A 16288-nucleotide genomic window follows, 5' to 3' on the forward strand; every position below is an offset into this window, starting at 1 on the left:
AAGGATAGTTTGTATAGGGAAAGGTAAAAGCTTGATCCCCGTGGTGACGAACTAACATCACCCAGTAACGGAGAATGGAATCATGAACACCTACTCGATTCGCTAGATCTCGATAACTGACTAATTCATTAAGGTAACGCTTGGCAACTTGAAGCTTAAATTCTTGGGAAAACTTAGCCCTTGGTGCGGGCACCTCCTATTGTTGGTTAGGTGTCCAACAATAGGGGTGCAGCACAGGTACGACCGAGGAGGCTCACAGGTCACCCGCGGAAAGCGAAGTCTTGCATGGAAATCAACTGCGGTATTTCACAGACTTAAAAATGCCCTTTTTCAATTGAAAAGGGGCATTTTTAATATCAGATCAAATAAATATAACAACCAATATTCCTACGATTAAGCAATAGAAAGCGAAATATTTTAAATTCCCCTTGGCCATAATATTCATGAACCATTTCAATGAGAAGTAAGAAGCAACCAATGAACCGAAAAATGCCAATATATAAGGCATTGTCATGGATGCAGCTGGCGGAGTTTCAATCAAATCTTTGATACCGAGCAGCATAACCCCGAAACTTACGGGGATATATAAAAGGAAGGAATAGCGCAAAGCTGTTTCTGCCTTCATTCCGCGGGCCATGGCAGCAACGATTGTTGCACCTGAACGGCTGATCCCTGGAATCAGTGCGACTGCTTGAGCGAGACCGATGATCAAGGCATCCTTGACGTTCAGATCTCCATCGTTTTTTCTTCCCCTAAGATTACGGATAAGCCATAATGCCGTACCGGTAATGATGAGAGTGATCCCAATCGTTACAACGGAAGAAAGGTGCTCTTCGATTACATCTCCGAATAATACCCCGATTACCCCGGCTGGAATCGTTCCGATGATAAGATACACAATAAAATGAAAATCGCGTTTGTTTTCTGGTGTTTTTTCTTTAAAGTAGCCTAATCCATTGACGATCAAACGCCAAATATCTTCTCGATACACTAATAATACTGCAAATAGAGAAGCTGTATTCACTAATATTTCGAAGGTCAATCCAGGTTCTTCAATTCCCAGGAAGTACTGAGCTAAAACAAGATGGCCGCTCGACGAAATGGGAATTGGCTCAGTGAAACCCTGGAAAATCCCTAAAAATAAATATTTCAATATCACATAAAAATCCATTACATATCCTCCAAGCATAATTTCTCCACATTTTTTTATTTAACACCAAATAGTGACAGACTGTAAAGACTTTTTCCGAATGTTAACCAAACCGTAATCTAATTATCAAGAAGATACCTTCATCTGGCATGCATGAACCTCGACATGAAGAAGAAAATAAAGAAGAAGCCATGGCTTCAAATAGAGGAGGTATCACAATGGGACAACCAAGACATTTCAGGGGCGGAGAAAAAGCTCCGAATAATGGGATCTATATTGAGATTGGTGAAACCGGAAGCAATGTAAACAATCCTCAAAAGTTGAAAATGAAAGCGGGAGATCGGTTTCCTGAGAATTCCAACCATAACCGCCACTGGACATACATGAGAAAACCTTAGGAGGTTTTTCAAGAACAAGGAATACCGCTTTTAGGTGATTCCTTGTTCTTTTTCTTTTTAATTATCGTGAAAAGGTTATATAATAGAAGAAAGGTCAATAAAGGTCAAAAAGAGGTGATGAAGGTATGAATTTTGATTCTATGACACAGAGCATTCAAGAAGGGCTGGCTGCAGCAGGACGACTTGCGAAAGATCATAGGCATACGGATATTCGAACATTGCACCTATGGAACGTTTTTATTGAGAACCGGGACGGTCTTCTTCCTTCCATCTATGAAAAAGCTCGGATAGACACGTCTGATCTTCATGATTTTCTTCACCAAAAGCTAAAGGATCTTCCTGCGGTAGAGGGTTCCGGGGTACAGTATGGACAATATATATCCAATGATGTTAACCGCCTGTTCCAAGAGGGAGAAAAGCTTCAAAGACAATGGGGGGATGATTACTTATCAATCGAACATTTAGTTCTTGCATTATTTGAGCAAACGGGACATCCCGTGACTAAATATTTGAAGAATAAAGGAATTACTAAAGAACAGCTGACAACGATCATTACATCCATTAGAGGAGGAAAAAAGGTGAACACACAAAATCCTGAAGTTACATATGAGGCGCTTGAAAAGTATGGCAGGGATCTTGTAGCGGAAGTTAAGTCCGGCAAACTTGATCCTGTTATAGGCAGGGACAGTGAAATCCGCCATGTCATCCGCATCCTTTCGAGAAAAACAAAGAATAATCCTGTGCTGATCGGTGAACCTGGCGTGGGCAAAACAGCAATCGTGGAAGGTCTGGCCCAGCGAATTGTAAGAAAAGATGTTCCGGAAGGGCTGAAGGATAAAACCATATTTGAACTCGATATGAGTTCACTCGTGGCAGGTGCAAAGTTCCGTGGGGAATTTGAAGAAAGATTAAAAGCTGTCCTTGCAGAAGTGAAAAAAAGTGAAGGGAAGATCCTTCTCTTTATTGATGAACTGCACACGATTGTCGGAGCGGGAAAAACAGAAGGTGCGATGGATGCCGGTAACATACTCAAACCGATGCTTGCGAGAGGTGAACTTCACTGTATTGGAGCCACTACACTGAATGAATACCGTAAATATATTGAAAAAGACCCGGCATTGGAACGCCGCTTTCAACAAGTGATGGTACAGGAGCCTGACGTGGAAGATACCGTCTCCATTCTAAGGGGATTGAAAGAACGATTTGAAATCCACCACGGAGTCAATATCCATGACCGCGCAATCGTTGCAGCGGCAAGGCTGTCCGACCGGTATATTTCAGATCGTTTCTTACCCGATAAAGCGATTGACCTGATCGATGAGGCATGCGCAATGATTCGGACGGAAATTGACTCGATGCCTTCTGAATTGGATGAAGTTACACGTAAAGTGATGCAGCTCGAAATTGAGGAAGCGGCCCTCACGAAAGAAAAAGATGAACAAAGTATGGAACGGTTGAACCGTATCAAGGAAGATTTGAGTAATTTAAAAGAAAAAGCTGATACGATGAAGCTTAAATGGCTAAAAGAGAAAGAGAGCATAGGGGTCGTCCAGGAAAAAAGGGAGGAGCTTGAAAAGCTGAGACGCCAGCTTGAAGAAGCGGAAAGCGACTATGATTTAAATAAAGCAGCAGAACTGAGACACGGCAGGATTCCTGCAATGGAAAAGGAACTTCAGGAACTTGAACAGGAAATGTTGAAGGAACAAGAGGGAAGGCTTGTCAGAGAAGAAGTGACGGAAGAAGAAGTTGCAAACATTGTAGCCAGATGGACCGGAATCCCTATAACAAAGCTGGTTGAAGGAGAAAGGGAAAAACTATTGAAGCTCGAAACAATCCTCCATGAACGTGTCATCGGGCAAGATGAAGCAGTCGAACTTGTCAGCGATGCAGTGATCCGTGCAAGGGCCGGGATCAAAGACCCGAACCGCCCAATCGGCTCTTTTATATTCCTTGGTCCTACCGGAGTGGGAAAGACAGAGCTTGCCAAAACACTTGCTCATACATTATTTGACAGTGAAGAACAGATGATAAGGATCGATATGTCCGAATATATGGAAAAACATGCGGTCTCAAGACTTGTCGGGGCACCCCCGGGTTATGTAGGCTATGAGGAAGGCGGTCAGCTGACAGAAGCCATCAGGAGGAAACCTTATTCCGTGATTCTGCTGGATGAAATCGAGAAAGCTCATCCTGAAGTGTTCAATATATTACTGCAAATGCTTGATGACGGACGCATCACCGATTCACAAGGAAGAACGGTTGATTGCAAAAATACAGTCATAATCATGACTTCCAATATTGGATCATCCTATTTATTGGATAGAAATAAAGGGGCGGAAGAAATTGATGAGGATACGAAAGAGCTGGTCATGAAGCAGTTGAGGGGTTCGTTCAGACCTGAATTTCTGAATCGTGTTGATGACATCATCCTTTTCAAACCGCTCAGTATCGAAAATGTCAAAGGGATTATTGAAAAGCTTCTTACAGAATTGCAGTCCCGTGTAGAAGAACAGCAGATCTTAATAAGCATGACTGAAAAAGCAAAAGAATTTATAGCAGAAGCCGCATACGATCCAGTATACGGAGCACGTCCTCTAAAGAGATACCTCCAAAGGGAAATCGAAACAAAGCTTGCAAGAGAACTGATTGCAGGCAACATCGGAACAAATAAAGAAGTGCTGATTGATACAGGTAATGAAGGGCTGAATTTTACGGTTATTTAGTAACTAGCTGTTGATTGGAGTGGAAGATGAAGACTCCTGCGGGAGAAGTGGCCAATTCGAAAAGCGGAAGGGCTTTGCTCAGAGGCGGTTGGCATAAGGCGAACCGACCTAGAAGGCGCTATTTGCCTTCTTGGACGGTTTGACTTATGACATGTGCCTCTAAGCCCTGCAGCTAGACATGTGAGACCCCGCAGGCGCAGCCGAGGAGGCTCAAGGGTCACCCGCGGAAAGCGAAGTCTTCCATGGAAATCAACAGCGGTATATAAAAGGTAAAATAAAAAGCAGCCTGTGACAGGCTGCTTTTTAATGATGATCTTCTACAGGGTCGTTCGGAATAATCGTCGTAATGACAAAAAGTAAAATCGTCACACCGATTGAAAGAATAAATCCTGTTTCAAAATGAAAAGCTGATCCATTCATTGAACTTACCACGTAAGTTAACATTTCTGTTAAAACAAATGCCCAGAAAAATGTCCAGAAAAATCTCACGCCAGTCACCTCATTCCTCTATATTCATCCATATGTAGATGGGTTTCAACCATTTTCAATCATTTTTATCATACCATACCCATAATAAATAATAAATGACGAATATGTGAAAGTGTAACCCTTATCATTCGCTTTGCAGCAGCAAATGACTTGTTCACATTTTTTCATTTAATAGGCAAATTTCCTTTCAAAAAATTTTCCTATACATAAACTGTAATGACTCACCATGTAAAAGGAGAATTTATATGAATCAGCGATTGTTTCAATTAGATCAAGAGTGGTGCATGATTCATTATCCTGAAAGACCAAATGGGTTTGCTGTAATGATTCTTGGTGATCATCACCAGTATGTAGATGAAAAAAACAGTTTTTGGGACCAGCACGAAGCCAGGAAGAAGTGGATTAAAGATCTAACGGCAAAAGGCTACATTGTTTTCTATAGCAATCTATATGGCGCCAATTGGGGTAGTGGTCAGGCAGTAGAGTTAGCCGGCAGGCTCTATCAATATGTAAAACGAACAGAGATCATCAACGCCAAGGTTCATATTTTGGCAGAAGGTATGGGTGCACTCGTGTTCAAAGAACTCTATTCCAGAATGGAAAACAATATACGGGGAGTCGTAATGCTCACACCCTGTCTCTCTCTATATGAACTTATTCAGCAGGAGAAGGAACAAAAGTTTTTTTATAAAAAGCTGGTGAAAGAATTAGCTCAATCGCGAGGAGTAAAGAAAGAAGATTTTGACCCGGCTTCCTTGCAGTCTGATAAGGATTATGAGGTGTTTAAGGACATCCCCATTCCGCTTTATATTGTTCAATCATATAACGTTAATCGTTATAAAAATCAATTCCCTCTCATAAAAGATATATATAAACATCGTTTAGAGAAAGGATTTTCAACCGAGCTCTTTTATGTACTGCCTGAAAAAAGATATTCACTTGGATTGAAATTTGCCTCTTACTTTTCTTTACACGAGAAAGAATTATAGTTTTGATTAGGAGTGAGTGATTTGAATCACGCAATTGTGATGGCTGCCCAGCAATTTTTGGGGTTTGAACTCTGTAGTGCACTGCTGGAAAGAGGATGGACTGTCACGGCCGTTGATGACGATGAAGAACCAAAGGATAAATGGATGGAAATAGGGAGAAACGCAAACATTCAATACGTTCCTTCACACGCATGGAATCGTGAACTGCCGGCTGAATGCAGACTGTTTCTCCCTTATTATGACCAATACAAAGGGAACAAGCTCGAATGCATTTCTTTGATCGACCATATTTATGAAAATAACGAAGATTTTCCGGAGATCGTTCAAATATTCTCCAATCTTACTGAAAGAACCAGGGAAATTAAATCCCGTAAAACTGCAGTGGCCACTTTTTATCTCCCAACACTTTATGGGGTGCATCAACCTTCACATTTCTTATTTTCTCAGGTACTGCAGGGAAGGGAGGATGAGGAACTTCATTATGCTGATGACCCAAGTGGTGCCATCTATGTAAAGGATGCAGCAAAATGTATCATTAAACATTCAGGGAAGCATGGAACATACTCCTTGAAACCCCTCTCAGATAACAGCTGGAAAGAAGCCCTTTCCTATATAACCGATGAAACAATCACACCATCTATGCAAGCAGGAAGGCTTAAAGGCGATTCAATCACTGTCCATCCTTCTAAATCACACGAATCCATTCTGAATGAACAGAAAGAAAGAATGAACGCATTGTGAAAATAGAATAAGAAAAATTTCTCTTTAATATGAATACCGATGAAGGTAAAATAGACATATTGATGTAATATTTTTCTATTGATTCTTTTTATCGGCGCTGCATGAGCTTTAAAGGAGTTGCTGCACATGAAAAAGAAACTGCACTTTCTCATTTTGGCGTTTTTAGCACTGGGAATAAGCGGATGTATGAATGGAAATGCATCCGGTGAATTAGAAAATGTGGGTTTGCTCGTCCCTGAAACAGTAAATGATGGTGTCTGGGGAACGAAAGGGTACAAAGGATTATTAAAAATACAATCAAATCACGATGTAGACGTATTTTATAAAGAGAGCATGATCAATGATACATCAATAGAACAGGCAATTAAGGAATATAAAAAAGACGATGTTAACTTGGTATTTGGTCATGGAAGTGAATATTCAGAGGTATTTAATCATTTAGCTGAAAAATATCCAGAATTCCATTTTGTAAGTTTTAACGGGGATGCTTCCGAGAAGAACACGACCAGTTTGAAGTTTAAAGGTTATTCAATGGGGTTTTTCGGTGGCATGATAGCAGCCCGTCATACGAAAACGGATAAAATTGGGGTAATTGCTGCATTTGATTGGCAGCCTGAAGTGAAGGGGTTTGTAGATGGTGCAAAGTATCAGAATAAAGATATTGAGATATTCGTAGAATACACAAGAGATTGGAACGACAAACCAAAGGCTCTGAAACGATTGGCATCATTAGTAAGTAAAGATACGGATGTTGTGTATCCTGCTGGAGATGGCTATAATGTAGGTGTAATCGAAGAACTTAAAGAGCGGGGATTATTCGCGATCGGGTATGTGTCTGATCAATCGGATTTAGGTGAGTCTACTGTTCTCACCAGCACTGTTCAGCATGCAGACAAGCTATATGAAGTGGTGGCGGATAAGTTTTCCAAAGGCGAGCTGCCTTCAGGGAACCTCGAGTTCGACTTTAAGGACGGGGTTATATCGATGGGGAAATTCAGTCCGTTAGTCCCTGAGGATTTCCAAACCACGATTAATCAGCATGTAAAACATTATATCGAAACAGGTAAATTACCAAACGGGAAGGAAGCAAAGTAATGAATCAAGACAAATCGATGGAATTTATGCAAATCGCAATGAAGTATTTACCACAAGCAAAGCAGACACTAGATGAAGCGGGAATTGAATTATCTCCTGAAATGCTCCAGCCTTTTATGACCCTTTTCACTCAGGTCATGGGAGAAGCATATGAATTAGGCAGGAAAGATGCCATACATAACGACTAATAGTAAAAAAGACTGTTCATTACTGAGCAGTCTTTTTTATTTTAAAGGATTGTACAAATATGGACGCAAGTAAAGATTATTGAGATCACAAAAACATTGCACAACTAAAGGAATTTCGTTAAAATTAGTACCAAGTCATAATAATTGATAATAAACTTATAGTATAGGAAGAGCGAAATTTAAAGAAAGCAGGGGATGCCAGTATGAATGCAGGAATAATCGGAATTGGGCGTTACCTTCCTGAGAAAGTTTTAACAAATGCTGATCTAGAAAAAATGGTCGATACTTCTGATGAATGGATTCGTACAAGGACCGGGATTGAAGAAAGACGTGTGGCCGGGGAGGATGTAAACACTTCTGATATGGCTTATGAGGCCGCAAAGAAAGCAATATCAGACGCCGAAATTTCAGCCGAGGATCTTGATTTGATACTAGTTGCTACGGTTACACCGGATCAGCCTTTTCCATCGGTGGCCTGCTTGCTCCAAGATAGACTGGGAGCAAAAAAAGCAGCGGCCATGGATATCAGTGCGGCCTGTGCAGGATTTATGTATGGTATGATTACCGGAAAGCAATTCATTGATAATGGTGTTTATAAAAATGTGCTCATTGTCGGGGTGGAAAAACTCTCGAGGATTACTGATTGGGACGACCGAAATACAGCTGTATTATTCGGTGATGCCGCAGGTGCTGCTGTCCTCGGACCTGTACCGGATGGAAAAGGAATTCTTGCCTTTGAATTGGGAGCGGATGGTTCTGGAGCAAAACATTTGTATCAAGAAGAAAACATTGTGATGAACGGCAGGGAAGTATTCAAGTTTGCAGTTCGCCAAATGGGTGAATCGAGCGTAAATGTAATCGAAAAAGCAGGTTTGAAGAAAGAAGATGTGGACTTCCTCATTCCCCATCAGGCAAATATCCGTATTATGGAAGCTGCCAGACAGCGATTAGAGCTGCCTGTAGAAAAGATGTCCAAAACGGTTAATAAATATGGCAATACATCAGCAGCCTCCATTCCTGTTTCACTTGTCGAAGATTTACAGGATGGAAGAGTTAAGGAAGATGATGTCGTGGTCATGGTAGGATTCGGCGGCGGCCTTACATGGGGCGCGATTGTAATGCGCTGGGGTAAATAAGAATGTATTCTTCTATAACTTGTTAAAAGGAGATGGACAATATGAACAATAAACGTGTAGTTGTAACTGGACTGGGAGCCGTTACACCATTAGGGAATAATGTAGAATCAACCTGGAAAGGCATCCTTGAAGGGAAAACCGGAATCGGGCCGTTGACAAGGCTGAATGCTGATGATTACCCGGCGAAGGTGGCAGCGGAGTTAAAGGATTTTGATATTGAAGAATATGTTGAACGTAAAGAAGCAAGGAAGATGGACCGCTTCACTCACTATGCGGTGGCAGCTTCAATGATGGCAGTAAAAGACTCTAATTTGGAAATCAGCGATGAAAATGCTCACCGGGTCGGGGTGTGGATCGGCTCAGGTATCGGTGGGATGGAGACATTTGAAAATCAATATGAAACATTCCAAAAACGCGGTTACCGCCGTGTGAGTCCATTCTTCGTACCGATGATCATTCCGGATATGGCAACGGGACAAGTTTCCATCATGCTGGGTGCCAAAGGTGTGAATTCCTGTACGGTGACTGCTTGTGCCACTGGTACTAATTCTATAGGTGATGCGTTCAAAGTCATTCAACGCGGAGATGCCGATGTCATGATTTCAGGGGGGGCAGAAGCACCAATCACGAAAATGTCCGTTGCCGGGTTCTGTGCCAATACTGCACTCTCAACTAATACAGATCCTGAGAAAGCTTCACGTCCATTCGATGCAAATCGTGACGGGTTTGTAATGGGAGAAGGAGCAGGGGTAGTCGTATTGGAAGAGCTTGAACATGCTTTAAAGCGCGGAGCGACCATCTATGCTGAAGTGGTGGGATACGGAAGCACAGGAGATGCTTATCATATCACAGCTCCTGCACCAGCCGGAGAAGGCGGGGCAAGAGCGATGAAAATGGCACTTGAAGATGGTGGAGTAACCCCTGAGGAACTTGATTATATCAACGCTCACGGTACGAGTACTCCATATAATGATAAATACGAAACAATGGCAGTCAAGGAAGTGTTCGGGGAGCATGCCTACAAACTGGCCATGAGCTCGACTAAATCCATGACCGGGCATCTATTGGGAGCAGCTGGAGGAGTGGAAGCCATCTTCACCGTATTGGCAATGAAAGACAGTGTCCTTCCTCCGACCATTAACCTTGATACTCCAGATCCGGATTGCGACCTTGATTATGTAGCGAATGAAGCAAGAAAACAAGACGTCAATGTTGCAATGAGTAACTCGCTGGGCTTTGGCGGCCATAATGCCACACTTGTGTTTAAGAAATATACAAACTAAAAAGTATTGAAGAAGCGTGCGGATGAATTCTCCGCACGTTTTTTCTTTATTGCCCGGATGACGCTGCGGTTACTAATTTCTCTTTTCCTACATATATATTTAAAAAAGAGAAAAAGAGGGATGAATGTGACAATCGCTCCTACCGATGACTGGCTGGCTCAGTCGCTGGATGATCCTTTAGCTATATTAAAGAAAACAAAACAGGGAAAATCAGACGTCGAATCCCTGTACCGTTACCTCATGAAGCATGGAATGTACCGGCCTGCACATAATGCTAAAAAAATTTATGAGTCCATGAAGGAAAATAAACTGTGGGATTTATTTATGAAATTTGAAAAAACATATAAAAATAAATGGAACGGTCCGGATGTTCCTGTATATTTGCTTCCGGTACAGGGAAAAAGAGGATTGTTTCAATCTTCAATGAAAAAATCAGGCGTTTGCTTCAAAGATGAAATCTATTTGTTTTTGAATAAACAGGAGGATTTAAAAGAATATGAATCATTATTCGTCCATGAGTATCACCATTGTGTAAGGATGGCCCGGTTGAAAAAGAAAGATGAAGACTATACTTTGATGGATTCCATCATTTTTGAGGGTCTGGCTGAACATGCTGTACGGGAGTACTGTGGAGAAGAGTACGTGGCATCGTGGACGACAGCTTATGAAGATAACAAGCTCTCATATTACTATGAAAAATGGATTCAGCCAAACCTTGACATTACAAGAGTGAATCCCCTGCATGATCATTTACTTCTTGGTCAAAAAAATTACCCGAAGATGCTAGGCTATGCTGCAGGTTATTATCTGGTCAAGAAAGCTCTTAAAGATAAGAAAAAGATCACGAATTTGTTCATCGGGAAACCCTCCACCTTCTTCATTCCGGAAAACAAACTGATGCGGCCGCTGAATAGCAATAGGTAAACACCCGTTTTCGTCATATATCCCTCTGTTGCACATAGACTAATATAAAAGGACAAGCAAAAAGAGGGTAGAGGCGGAAGGCATGGTGTTTCGTATGTTCATATTATTTATTGGTTTTGGACTTGCTGTTTCGGGAGGGGTAAGTCTAATCATTTATTTAAACCTTCTTACAACAGGAATGACCATTATGGAGTATCTCTTATTTGTATGTACACGAGTGGAATGTTATCTCTTTCTTGTCGGCATTCTCATCATTACCTTAACGATCTATTTACCTCGAAGGAAAAATAACAACTATCTATAAAAATGACGAATCAGGAATATTTTTACTCTTAACTGCCTATACTGATTGACAAATAAGATTGAAGCAAAGCGAGGGGTCAATCATGTTATATCTTCATGATGTATGGGTAAATTGGTTCGAAGGCGAAGAAAATGGCTACAATGTGTGTCATTTTCACGAATGGAGAAAAGAAGATGTCATTGAGTTATTAGATCAAGTTCCTTTAATGAAAGTGGATAACTCCCTTTTTCACTACATCGAGAATGATTTATCAGAATTACCTCAGCAATTGCTGAATGATGTATACCAAAAAGCATACTTAAGAAAGAATCACGAACGTATCCAGATGGACTATTGCTTTATTATTACAGATGGGACAGGCATTATGGCAGTCGATACTATTGGTTATACCGTACCTATTCGAAAAAGCAGGCTCATTCCAAGGCAGGAACAGCTTGTATTTGAAATGGTGGAAGGTCACGAAGCGACTCTTTATTCGATTGAGCATGATCTTAAACGGGAGAACGCCTACCACATTCTTTCCCCCAGTCCCTATATGATGAACGGATTGACAAGGAAGGAAAGACAATTGAAACAGTTGTTATTCATGGCGCTGGATCAGCTTCACGGCTCGAAAAACACGGCCGAGATCCGTTATTGGTATACGGAATGGGCTCCTGAACAGTATCGGGTCATTCAGGATATGGATTTTGAAGATGTCTGGAATATGCTGTATGAAGAAACGAAATATGGATGGTCAAATAAACATCTCTCCCTATGCGAAAATCTGATTAAAGGCCAGCCGTTTTTCGAAAAACTATGGGAAGTGGAAAACCGGCCTAAAGTGAATTAAGCACATTACCTTAAGTCTAAAAAGGACTTGAGGTTTTTTTATGGAGAAAAAACTCCCGGAGCCGCTTGGCACCAGGAGTTCCTTGTACATTTATTTTCTTTTTCTCTCTTTACGACCCAGTCCCATGGCCTTTTCCATTTTCATCAGCATCTTGCGCGCTGCTCGATTGGCTTTTTCAGCACCCCGGTCGAGAATGTCATCCAATTCATCTGAGTTAATCAGTTCATTATAGCGGTCCTGAATAGGTTTGATGGCGTTAATGACAACTTGAGCCAAGTCCCCTTTAAATTCTCCATAGCCTTTTCCTTCATATTTTTGTTCAAGTTCTACTATTGATATATCCTCTAGGATGGAATAGATGGACAATAAATTAGCGACGCCAGGTTTGTTTTCTTTGTCGTATTTAACAATACCGTCTGAATCCGTCACAGCACTTTTGATTTTCTTCTCGATTTGTTTAGGATCATCAAGCAATGTGATAAACGCTTTCTGATTTGCATCAGATTTACTCATTTTCTTTAAAGGATCCTGAAGGGACATGACGCGTGCACCGACTTTAGGAATCCTGACTTCAGGAACGGTGAAGATGTCATTGTATTTGTTATTAAAGCGTTCTGCCAGATTACGGGTTAATTCCAAATGCTGTTTTTGATCTTCGCCGACAGGTACTAAGTCAGTTCCATACAGCAGGATGTCGGCTGCCATTAATGGCGGGTAAGTCAAGAGACCTGCTGATACAGCTTCCTTACCATGGGATTTATCCTTGAACTGTGTCATTCGCTCAAGCTCGCCGATATAGGTTACACACTGCAGGATCCATCCTGCCTGTGCATGTGCAGGAACTTCTGACTGAATGAATAGTGTTGATTTTTCCGGGTCGATTCCGCAAGCGATATAAAGCGCGGCCAAGCTCTTTATATTTTTACGCAACTCCATCTTATCCTGCTGTACTGTAATCGCATGCTGATCGACGACACAGAAGTAACAGTTATACTCATTTTGCAATTCTGTAAACTGTTTCATAGCCCCGATATAATTGCCAAGTGTGATCGTACCGCTTGGCTGAATTCCGCTAAATATTGTCTTCATCACTTTTCCTCCTATATTTACACAAAATAAAAAACCCATTCATCCTTTTAATATAGGGACGAATGGGATTATATCCGCGGTGCCACCCTAAGTACTCAAAAAACTGAGTCAGCTTAGTCCATACATATCGCATGGGACCTCTGTAACGTGAGGTAAATCCGTTATTCGCTACTGGTACATTTCACAAATAAAGCTCAGAAGTCCATTCCCTAAAAAATGAATACTTGTTTACACCAGCCACAAGCTCTCTAGAAATCACTTTATAGGTACTACTCTCCATCAGCGCCGATACTTATCATCATAACTATTATATTGAATTGACAATCTTAATTCAAGTATAGAGAAGATAAGATAGAGCCAAAGAAATGACAAGAAGGGTACCTCCTATAATAAGCAGGGACCGGGTGATCTTATATGATCGGACCACAGTGTATTCTTCATGAGCTTCCCTAGTTGAATCAATGTCATCGAACTGAGAAAGGAACTTTCCCTGTGTGGTACTTTTTCTGAATCTCTTTAAAGCATAAACGATACCATTAAAGAAACCCTTCTGAAAGATATACATGAAAGCACCGCAGATCAGATAAATCATCCCTGTGACGAATAAGCCGTTAAGTAAGGAAAGAATGAAAGGATCACCCTGGGAAAGTGAAGAGACCAGGAAGATGATCAAAATCATAACCGCAATCAAATAAATAGATAATGTACGTTTCATAATACTCCTTTATTCCTTTTTTATAGAAAGTATACATGAAGCAGGCGTTGTATTTCAATTGAATTTCATATATATACACACCTTACGTCATTGTGTTACCCAAACAAACAATCATCTATAATACGCGTACACTATTGGAATTATTAGAAATATTTCCATTCAATAAAAAGCTCATTAGAATGAACAGATTTAATAAAGATACAAAAAAAAATATAAATATAATAGAAGAAAAGTACAATCTATTATTTATCATTATCTATGAAAGGTTAGTCGAGAAATATGTAAGTGGTTTATTGTAACAATTGTAATAGGACAAACACACTATAAATGGACACTCAAACCTTGTTATATCAATGTTTTAACGTCATATGACCTATTAAACTGATAATTTTGCAAAAAAACTGTTAAATTAATATTGCAAAAATTTCTCTATCATGTATAATAAGTAACAAATCTTCTGAAAATTAGAAGATAAATAAATATGAGATTTACGAGGAGGTCAATTTCAAGATGAAGAAAAAGTTTTCATTCTTGCTGGTTCTTCTTCTGGCTCTTAGTACTTTCTTAGCTGCTTGCGGCGGCGGAGACAGTGCTGGAGGGGACGAAGGAAAATCAGGTGACAACGGCGGCGATAAGCCTGCTGAAGGTAAAGAGCAAGTACTTAACTTGATCGAGGGTTCTGAGATCCCATCAATGGACTCTACACTGGCAACTGACTCTGTTTCATTCAACGTAATGAACAACGTATTCGAAGGTCTTTACCGTTTAGGTGAGAACGACGAAGCAGTTCTGGGAATGGCTGCTGAAGAGCCGCAAGTAAGTGAAGATGGTCTTACTTACACATTCAAACTGCGTGATGCTAAATGGTCAAACGGAGATCCCGTTACTGCTAACGACTTCGTTTACGCTTGGCAAAAAGCTTTAAATCCTGATACTGGTGCAGAGTATGCGTACATCATGTACGATATCAAAAACGCTGCTAAAGTTAATGCTGGTGAAGTTCCAGTTGAAGAATTAGGTGTTAAAGCGGTTGATGATAAAACATTAGAAGTAAACCTTGAAGGTCAAGTACCATACTTCAATGCATTACTTTCTTTCGCAACTTTCTATCCTCAAAACCAAAAATTCGTTGAAGAACAAGGCGAACAATATGGTCTTGAAGCTGATAAAGCACTTTATAATGGTCCATTCACACTTTCTGAGTGGAAGCACGAACAAAGCTTCAAATTAACTAAAAATGATGGTTACTGGGATGCAGAAACTGTCAAGTTAAAAGAAGTTAACTTCAACATCGTTAAAGACACTGCAACTGCAGTTAACCTTTATGAAACTGAAAAGGCAGATGTAACTGGTCTTTCTGCTGAATTCGTTGATAAGTACAAAGATGATCCAAACTTCAAAACTCTAGCGGATACTGCTGTTTACTTCCTTCGTTTAAATCAAAAGAACGAATTAATGGCTAACGTACACGCTCGTAAAGCAATCGATGCTGCTTATGATAAAAAAGGTATGGTTGAGGTTCTTATGAACAACGGTTCAATGCCTGCTTACTACCTAGTACCAAAAGATTTCGTTTCAGGTCCAGACGGAGCTGAGTACCGTGAAACTGTTGGCGATTTCGGCAGTTACGATACTGAAAAAGCTAAAGAACACTGGGCTAAAGCGAAAGAAGAGTTAGGTAAAGATACGTTCGAAATCGAACTATTAAACTATGACTCTGAAAGCTCTGGGAAAGTCGGAGAATTCATTAAAGAACAATTGGAAACAAACCTTGAAGGTCTAACTGTTTCTATCAAAGCACAACCGTTCAAGCAAAAGCTTGAATTAGAATCTAAGGGTGACTATGACTTCGCATTCGCTGGATGGGGTCCTGACTATCCAGATCCGATGACATTCATTGACATGTTCGTTACAGATGGAGCTCATAACCAAATGGCTTACTCTAACCCAGAGTATGACAAGTTAGTTGAGCAAGCTAAGGGTGAACTAGCTGATGATTTAGAAGCTCGTTGGCAAGCAATGATCGACGCAGAAAAGATTCTATTCGAAGATCAAGCGATCAGCCCAATGTACCAAAGAGGTAGTTCTTACCTAGAGCGTCCATACGTTAAAGGTATCCTTCGCCATTCATTCGGTGCGGATAATTCTTACAAGTGGGCTTCTGTTGAGTAAATCATAGCTCAATGAACAAACCTTAAAAGGGAGAGTGTATGCATGAGCATACGCTCTCCT

Annotated in this window: 16 protein-coding genes and 1 other annotated feature; of the genes, 11 read left to right on the plus strand and 5 right to left on the minus strand. The window is 40.7% G+C overall.

Going from position 1 to position 16288, the window contains the following annotated elements:
- Positions 1–193 (minus strand): transposase (locus AAEO50_RS21425; RefSeq protein ID WP_425383210.1); only part of this gene is annotated, 193 nt, incomplete at its 3' end.
- Between the two features lie 168 nt (positions 194–361).
- On the minus strand, positions 362–1171 hold the full coding sequence (locus AAEO50_RS15885; protein WP_425383211.1) for an undecaprenyl-diphosphate phosphatase: 810 nt from the start codon (positions 1169–1171) through the stop codon (positions 362–364).
- Positions 1172–1368: 197 nt separating this feature from the next.
- Here AAEO50_RS15885 and AAEO50_RS15890 point away from each other — a divergent pair, with 197 nt between their 5' ends.
- Positions 1369–1548, plus strand: coding sequence for a YjzC family protein (locus tag AAEO50_RS15890; RefSeq protein ID WP_032089181.1), 180 nt, complete (start codon positions 1369–1371; stop codon positions 1546–1548).
- Between the two features lie 125 nt (positions 1549–1673).
- A complete protein-coding gene (gene clpB, locus AAEO50_RS15895; RefSeq protein WP_341985279.1) occupies positions 1674–4271 on the plus strand; it encodes an ATP-dependent chaperone ClpB in 2598 nt (865 codons plus the stop codon).
- A 303-nt stretch (positions 4272–4574) separates the two neighbouring features.
- Here the strand turns inward: clpB and AAEO50_RS15900 are convergent, their stop codons facing one another.
- Positions 4575–4760, minus strand: coding sequence for a YjzD family protein (locus tag AAEO50_RS15900; protein WP_341985280.1), 186 nt, complete (start codon positions 4758–4760; stop codon positions 4575–4577).
- Positions 4761–5005: 245 nt separating this feature from the next.
- Here AAEO50_RS15900 and AAEO50_RS15905 point away from each other — a divergent pair, with 245 nt between their 5' ends.
- The 8 genes from AAEO50_RS15905 (at position 5006) to AAEO50_RS15940 (ending at position 12252) form a co-directional block, all read left to right on the plus strand.
- Positions 5006–5749: a hydrolase gene (locus AAEO50_RS15905; RefSeq protein WP_341985281.1), complete on the plus strand. Its 744-nt coding sequence runs from the start codon at positions 5006–5008 to the stop codon at positions 5747–5749.
- A gap of 21 nt (positions 5750–5770) precedes the next feature.
- Complete coding sequence (locus tag AAEO50_RS15910; protein WP_341985282.1) at positions 5771–6490, plus strand: hypothetical protein; 720 nt, start codon at positions 5771–5773, stop codon at positions 6488–6490.
- 126 nt (positions 6491–6616) lie between these two features.
- Positions 6617–7585 carry a BMP family ABC transporter substrate-binding protein gene (locus AAEO50_RS15915; RefSeq protein ID WP_341985283.1) on the plus strand — a complete coding sequence of 323 codons (969 nt, stop codon included), beginning with the start codon at positions 6617–6619 and terminating at the stop codon, positions 7583–7585.
- Entirely contained in the window at positions 7585–7773 is a 189-nt protein-coding gene (locus tag AAEO50_RS15920; RefSeq protein ID WP_341985284.1) for a ComZ family protein, read from the plus strand. Before AAEO50_RS15915 ends, AAEO50_RS15920 begins: the two co-directional genes overlap by 1 nt.
- Positions 7774–7976: 203 nt before the next feature.
- The gene (locus AAEO50_RS15925; protein WP_341985285.1) at positions 7977–8909 is read left to right on the plus strand and encodes a beta-ketoacyl-ACP synthase III; all 933 of its coding nucleotides are present in this window, start codon (positions 7977–7979) and stop codon (positions 8907–8909) included.
- 41 nt (positions 8910–8950) lie between these two features.
- The gene (gene fabF / locus AAEO50_RS15930; RefSeq protein ID WP_341985286.1) at positions 8951–10192 is read left to right on the plus strand and encodes a beta-ketoacyl-ACP synthase II; all 1242 of its coding nucleotides are present in this window, start codon (positions 8951–8953) and stop codon (positions 10190–10192) included.
- Positions 10193–10312: 120 nt separating this feature from the next.
- Positions 10313–11116: a DUF2268 domain-containing protein gene (locus AAEO50_RS15935; RefSeq protein WP_341985287.1), complete on the plus strand. Its 804-nt coding sequence runs from the start codon at positions 10313–10315 to the stop codon at positions 11114–11116.
- Between the two features lie 386 nt (positions 11117–11502).
- A complete protein-coding gene (locus AAEO50_RS15940; protein WP_341985288.1) occupies positions 11503–12252 on the plus strand; it encodes a YjbA family protein in 750 nt (249 codons plus the stop codon).
- Between the two features lie 90 nt (positions 12253–12342).
- Here the strand turns inward: AAEO50_RS15940 and trpS are convergent, their stop codons facing one another.
- Positions 12343–13344 (minus strand): tryptophan--tRNA ligase, encoded by a 1002-nt coding sequence (gene trpS, locus AAEO50_RS15945; protein ID WP_341985289.1) that lies wholly within the window; start codon positions 13342–13344, stop codon positions 12343–12345.
- Positions 13345–13392: 48 nt separating this feature from the next.
- Positions 13393–13633, minus strand: a binding site (T-box leader).
- A 39-nt stretch (positions 13634–13672) separates the two neighbouring features.
- The gene (locus AAEO50_RS15950) at positions 13673–14056 is read right to left on the minus strand and encodes a DUF3899 domain-containing protein (RefSeq protein WP_341985291.1); all 384 of its coding nucleotides are present in this window, start codon (positions 14054–14056) and stop codon (positions 13673–13675) included.
- Between the two features lie 510 nt (positions 14057–14566).
- Between AAEO50_RS15950 and AAEO50_RS15955 the strand changes: the two genes are divergently transcribed.
- Positions 14567–16228, plus strand: a complete 1662-nt coding sequence (locus AAEO50_RS15955) for a peptide ABC transporter substrate-binding protein (RefSeq protein ID WP_341985292.1) — start codon at positions 14567–14569, stop codon at positions 16226–16228.
- Positions 16229–16288 lie beyond the last annotated feature (60 nt).

Origin of the sequence: Rossellomorea oryzaecorticis (assembly GCF_038405515.1) — a bacterium.
Taxonomy (GTDB): Bacteria; Bacillota; Bacilli; order Bacillales; family Bacillaceae_B; genus Rossellomorea; species Rossellomorea oryzaecorticis_A.

What these genes read in the sequence shown, in the direction of transcription:
- AAEO50_RS15955 (WP_341985292.1), top strand. Translation starts at nt 14,567, where the DNA reads ATGAAGAAAAAGTTTTCATTCTTGCTGGTTCTTCTTCTGGCTCTTAGT.
- AAEO50_RS15935 (WP_341985287.1), top strand. Translation starts at nt 10,313, where the DNA reads ATGAATGTGACAATCGCTCCTACCGATGACTGGCTGGCTCAGTCGCTG.
- AAEO50_RS15905 (WP_341985281.1), top strand. Translation starts at nt 5,006, where the DNA reads ATGAATCAGCGATTGTTTCAATTAGATCAAGAGTGGTGCATGATTCAT.
- fabF (WP_341985286.1), top strand. Translation starts at nt 8,951, where the DNA reads ATGAACAATAAACGTGTAGTTGTAACTGGACTGGGAGCCGTTACACCA.
- AAEO50_RS15890 (WP_032089181.1), top strand. Translation starts at nt 1,369, where the DNA reads ATGGGACAACCAAGACATTTCAGGGGCGGAGAAAAAGCTCCGAATAAT.
- AAEO50_RS15940 (WP_341985288.1), top strand. Translation starts at nt 11,503, where the DNA reads ATGTTATATCTTCATGATGTATGGGTAAATTGGTTCGAAGGCGAAGAA.
- AAEO50_RS15950 (WP_341985291.1), bottom strand. Translation starts at nt 14,056, where the DNA reads ATGAAACGTACATTATCTATTTATTTGATTGCGGTTATGATTTTGATC.
- AAEO50_RS15920 (WP_341985284.1), top strand. Translation starts at nt 7,585, where the DNA reads ATGAATCAAGACAAATCGATGGAATTTATGCAAATCGCAATGAAGTAT.
- AAEO50_RS15885 (WP_425383211.1), bottom strand. Translation starts at nt 1,171, where the DNA reads ATGGATTTTTATGTGATATTGAAATATTTATTTTTAGGGATTTTCCAG.
- AAEO50_RS15915 (WP_341985283.1), top strand. Translation starts at nt 6,617, where the DNA reads ATGAAAAAGAAACTGCACTTTCTCATTTTGGCGTTTTTAGCACTGGGA.
- AAEO50_RS15925 (WP_341985285.1), top strand. Translation starts at nt 7,977, where the DNA reads ATGAATGCAGGAATAATCGGAATTGGGCGTTACCTTCCTGAGAAAGTT.
- clpB (WP_341985279.1), top strand. Translation starts at nt 1,674, where the DNA reads ATGAATTTTGATTCTATGACACAGAGCATTCAAGAAGGGCTGGCTGCA.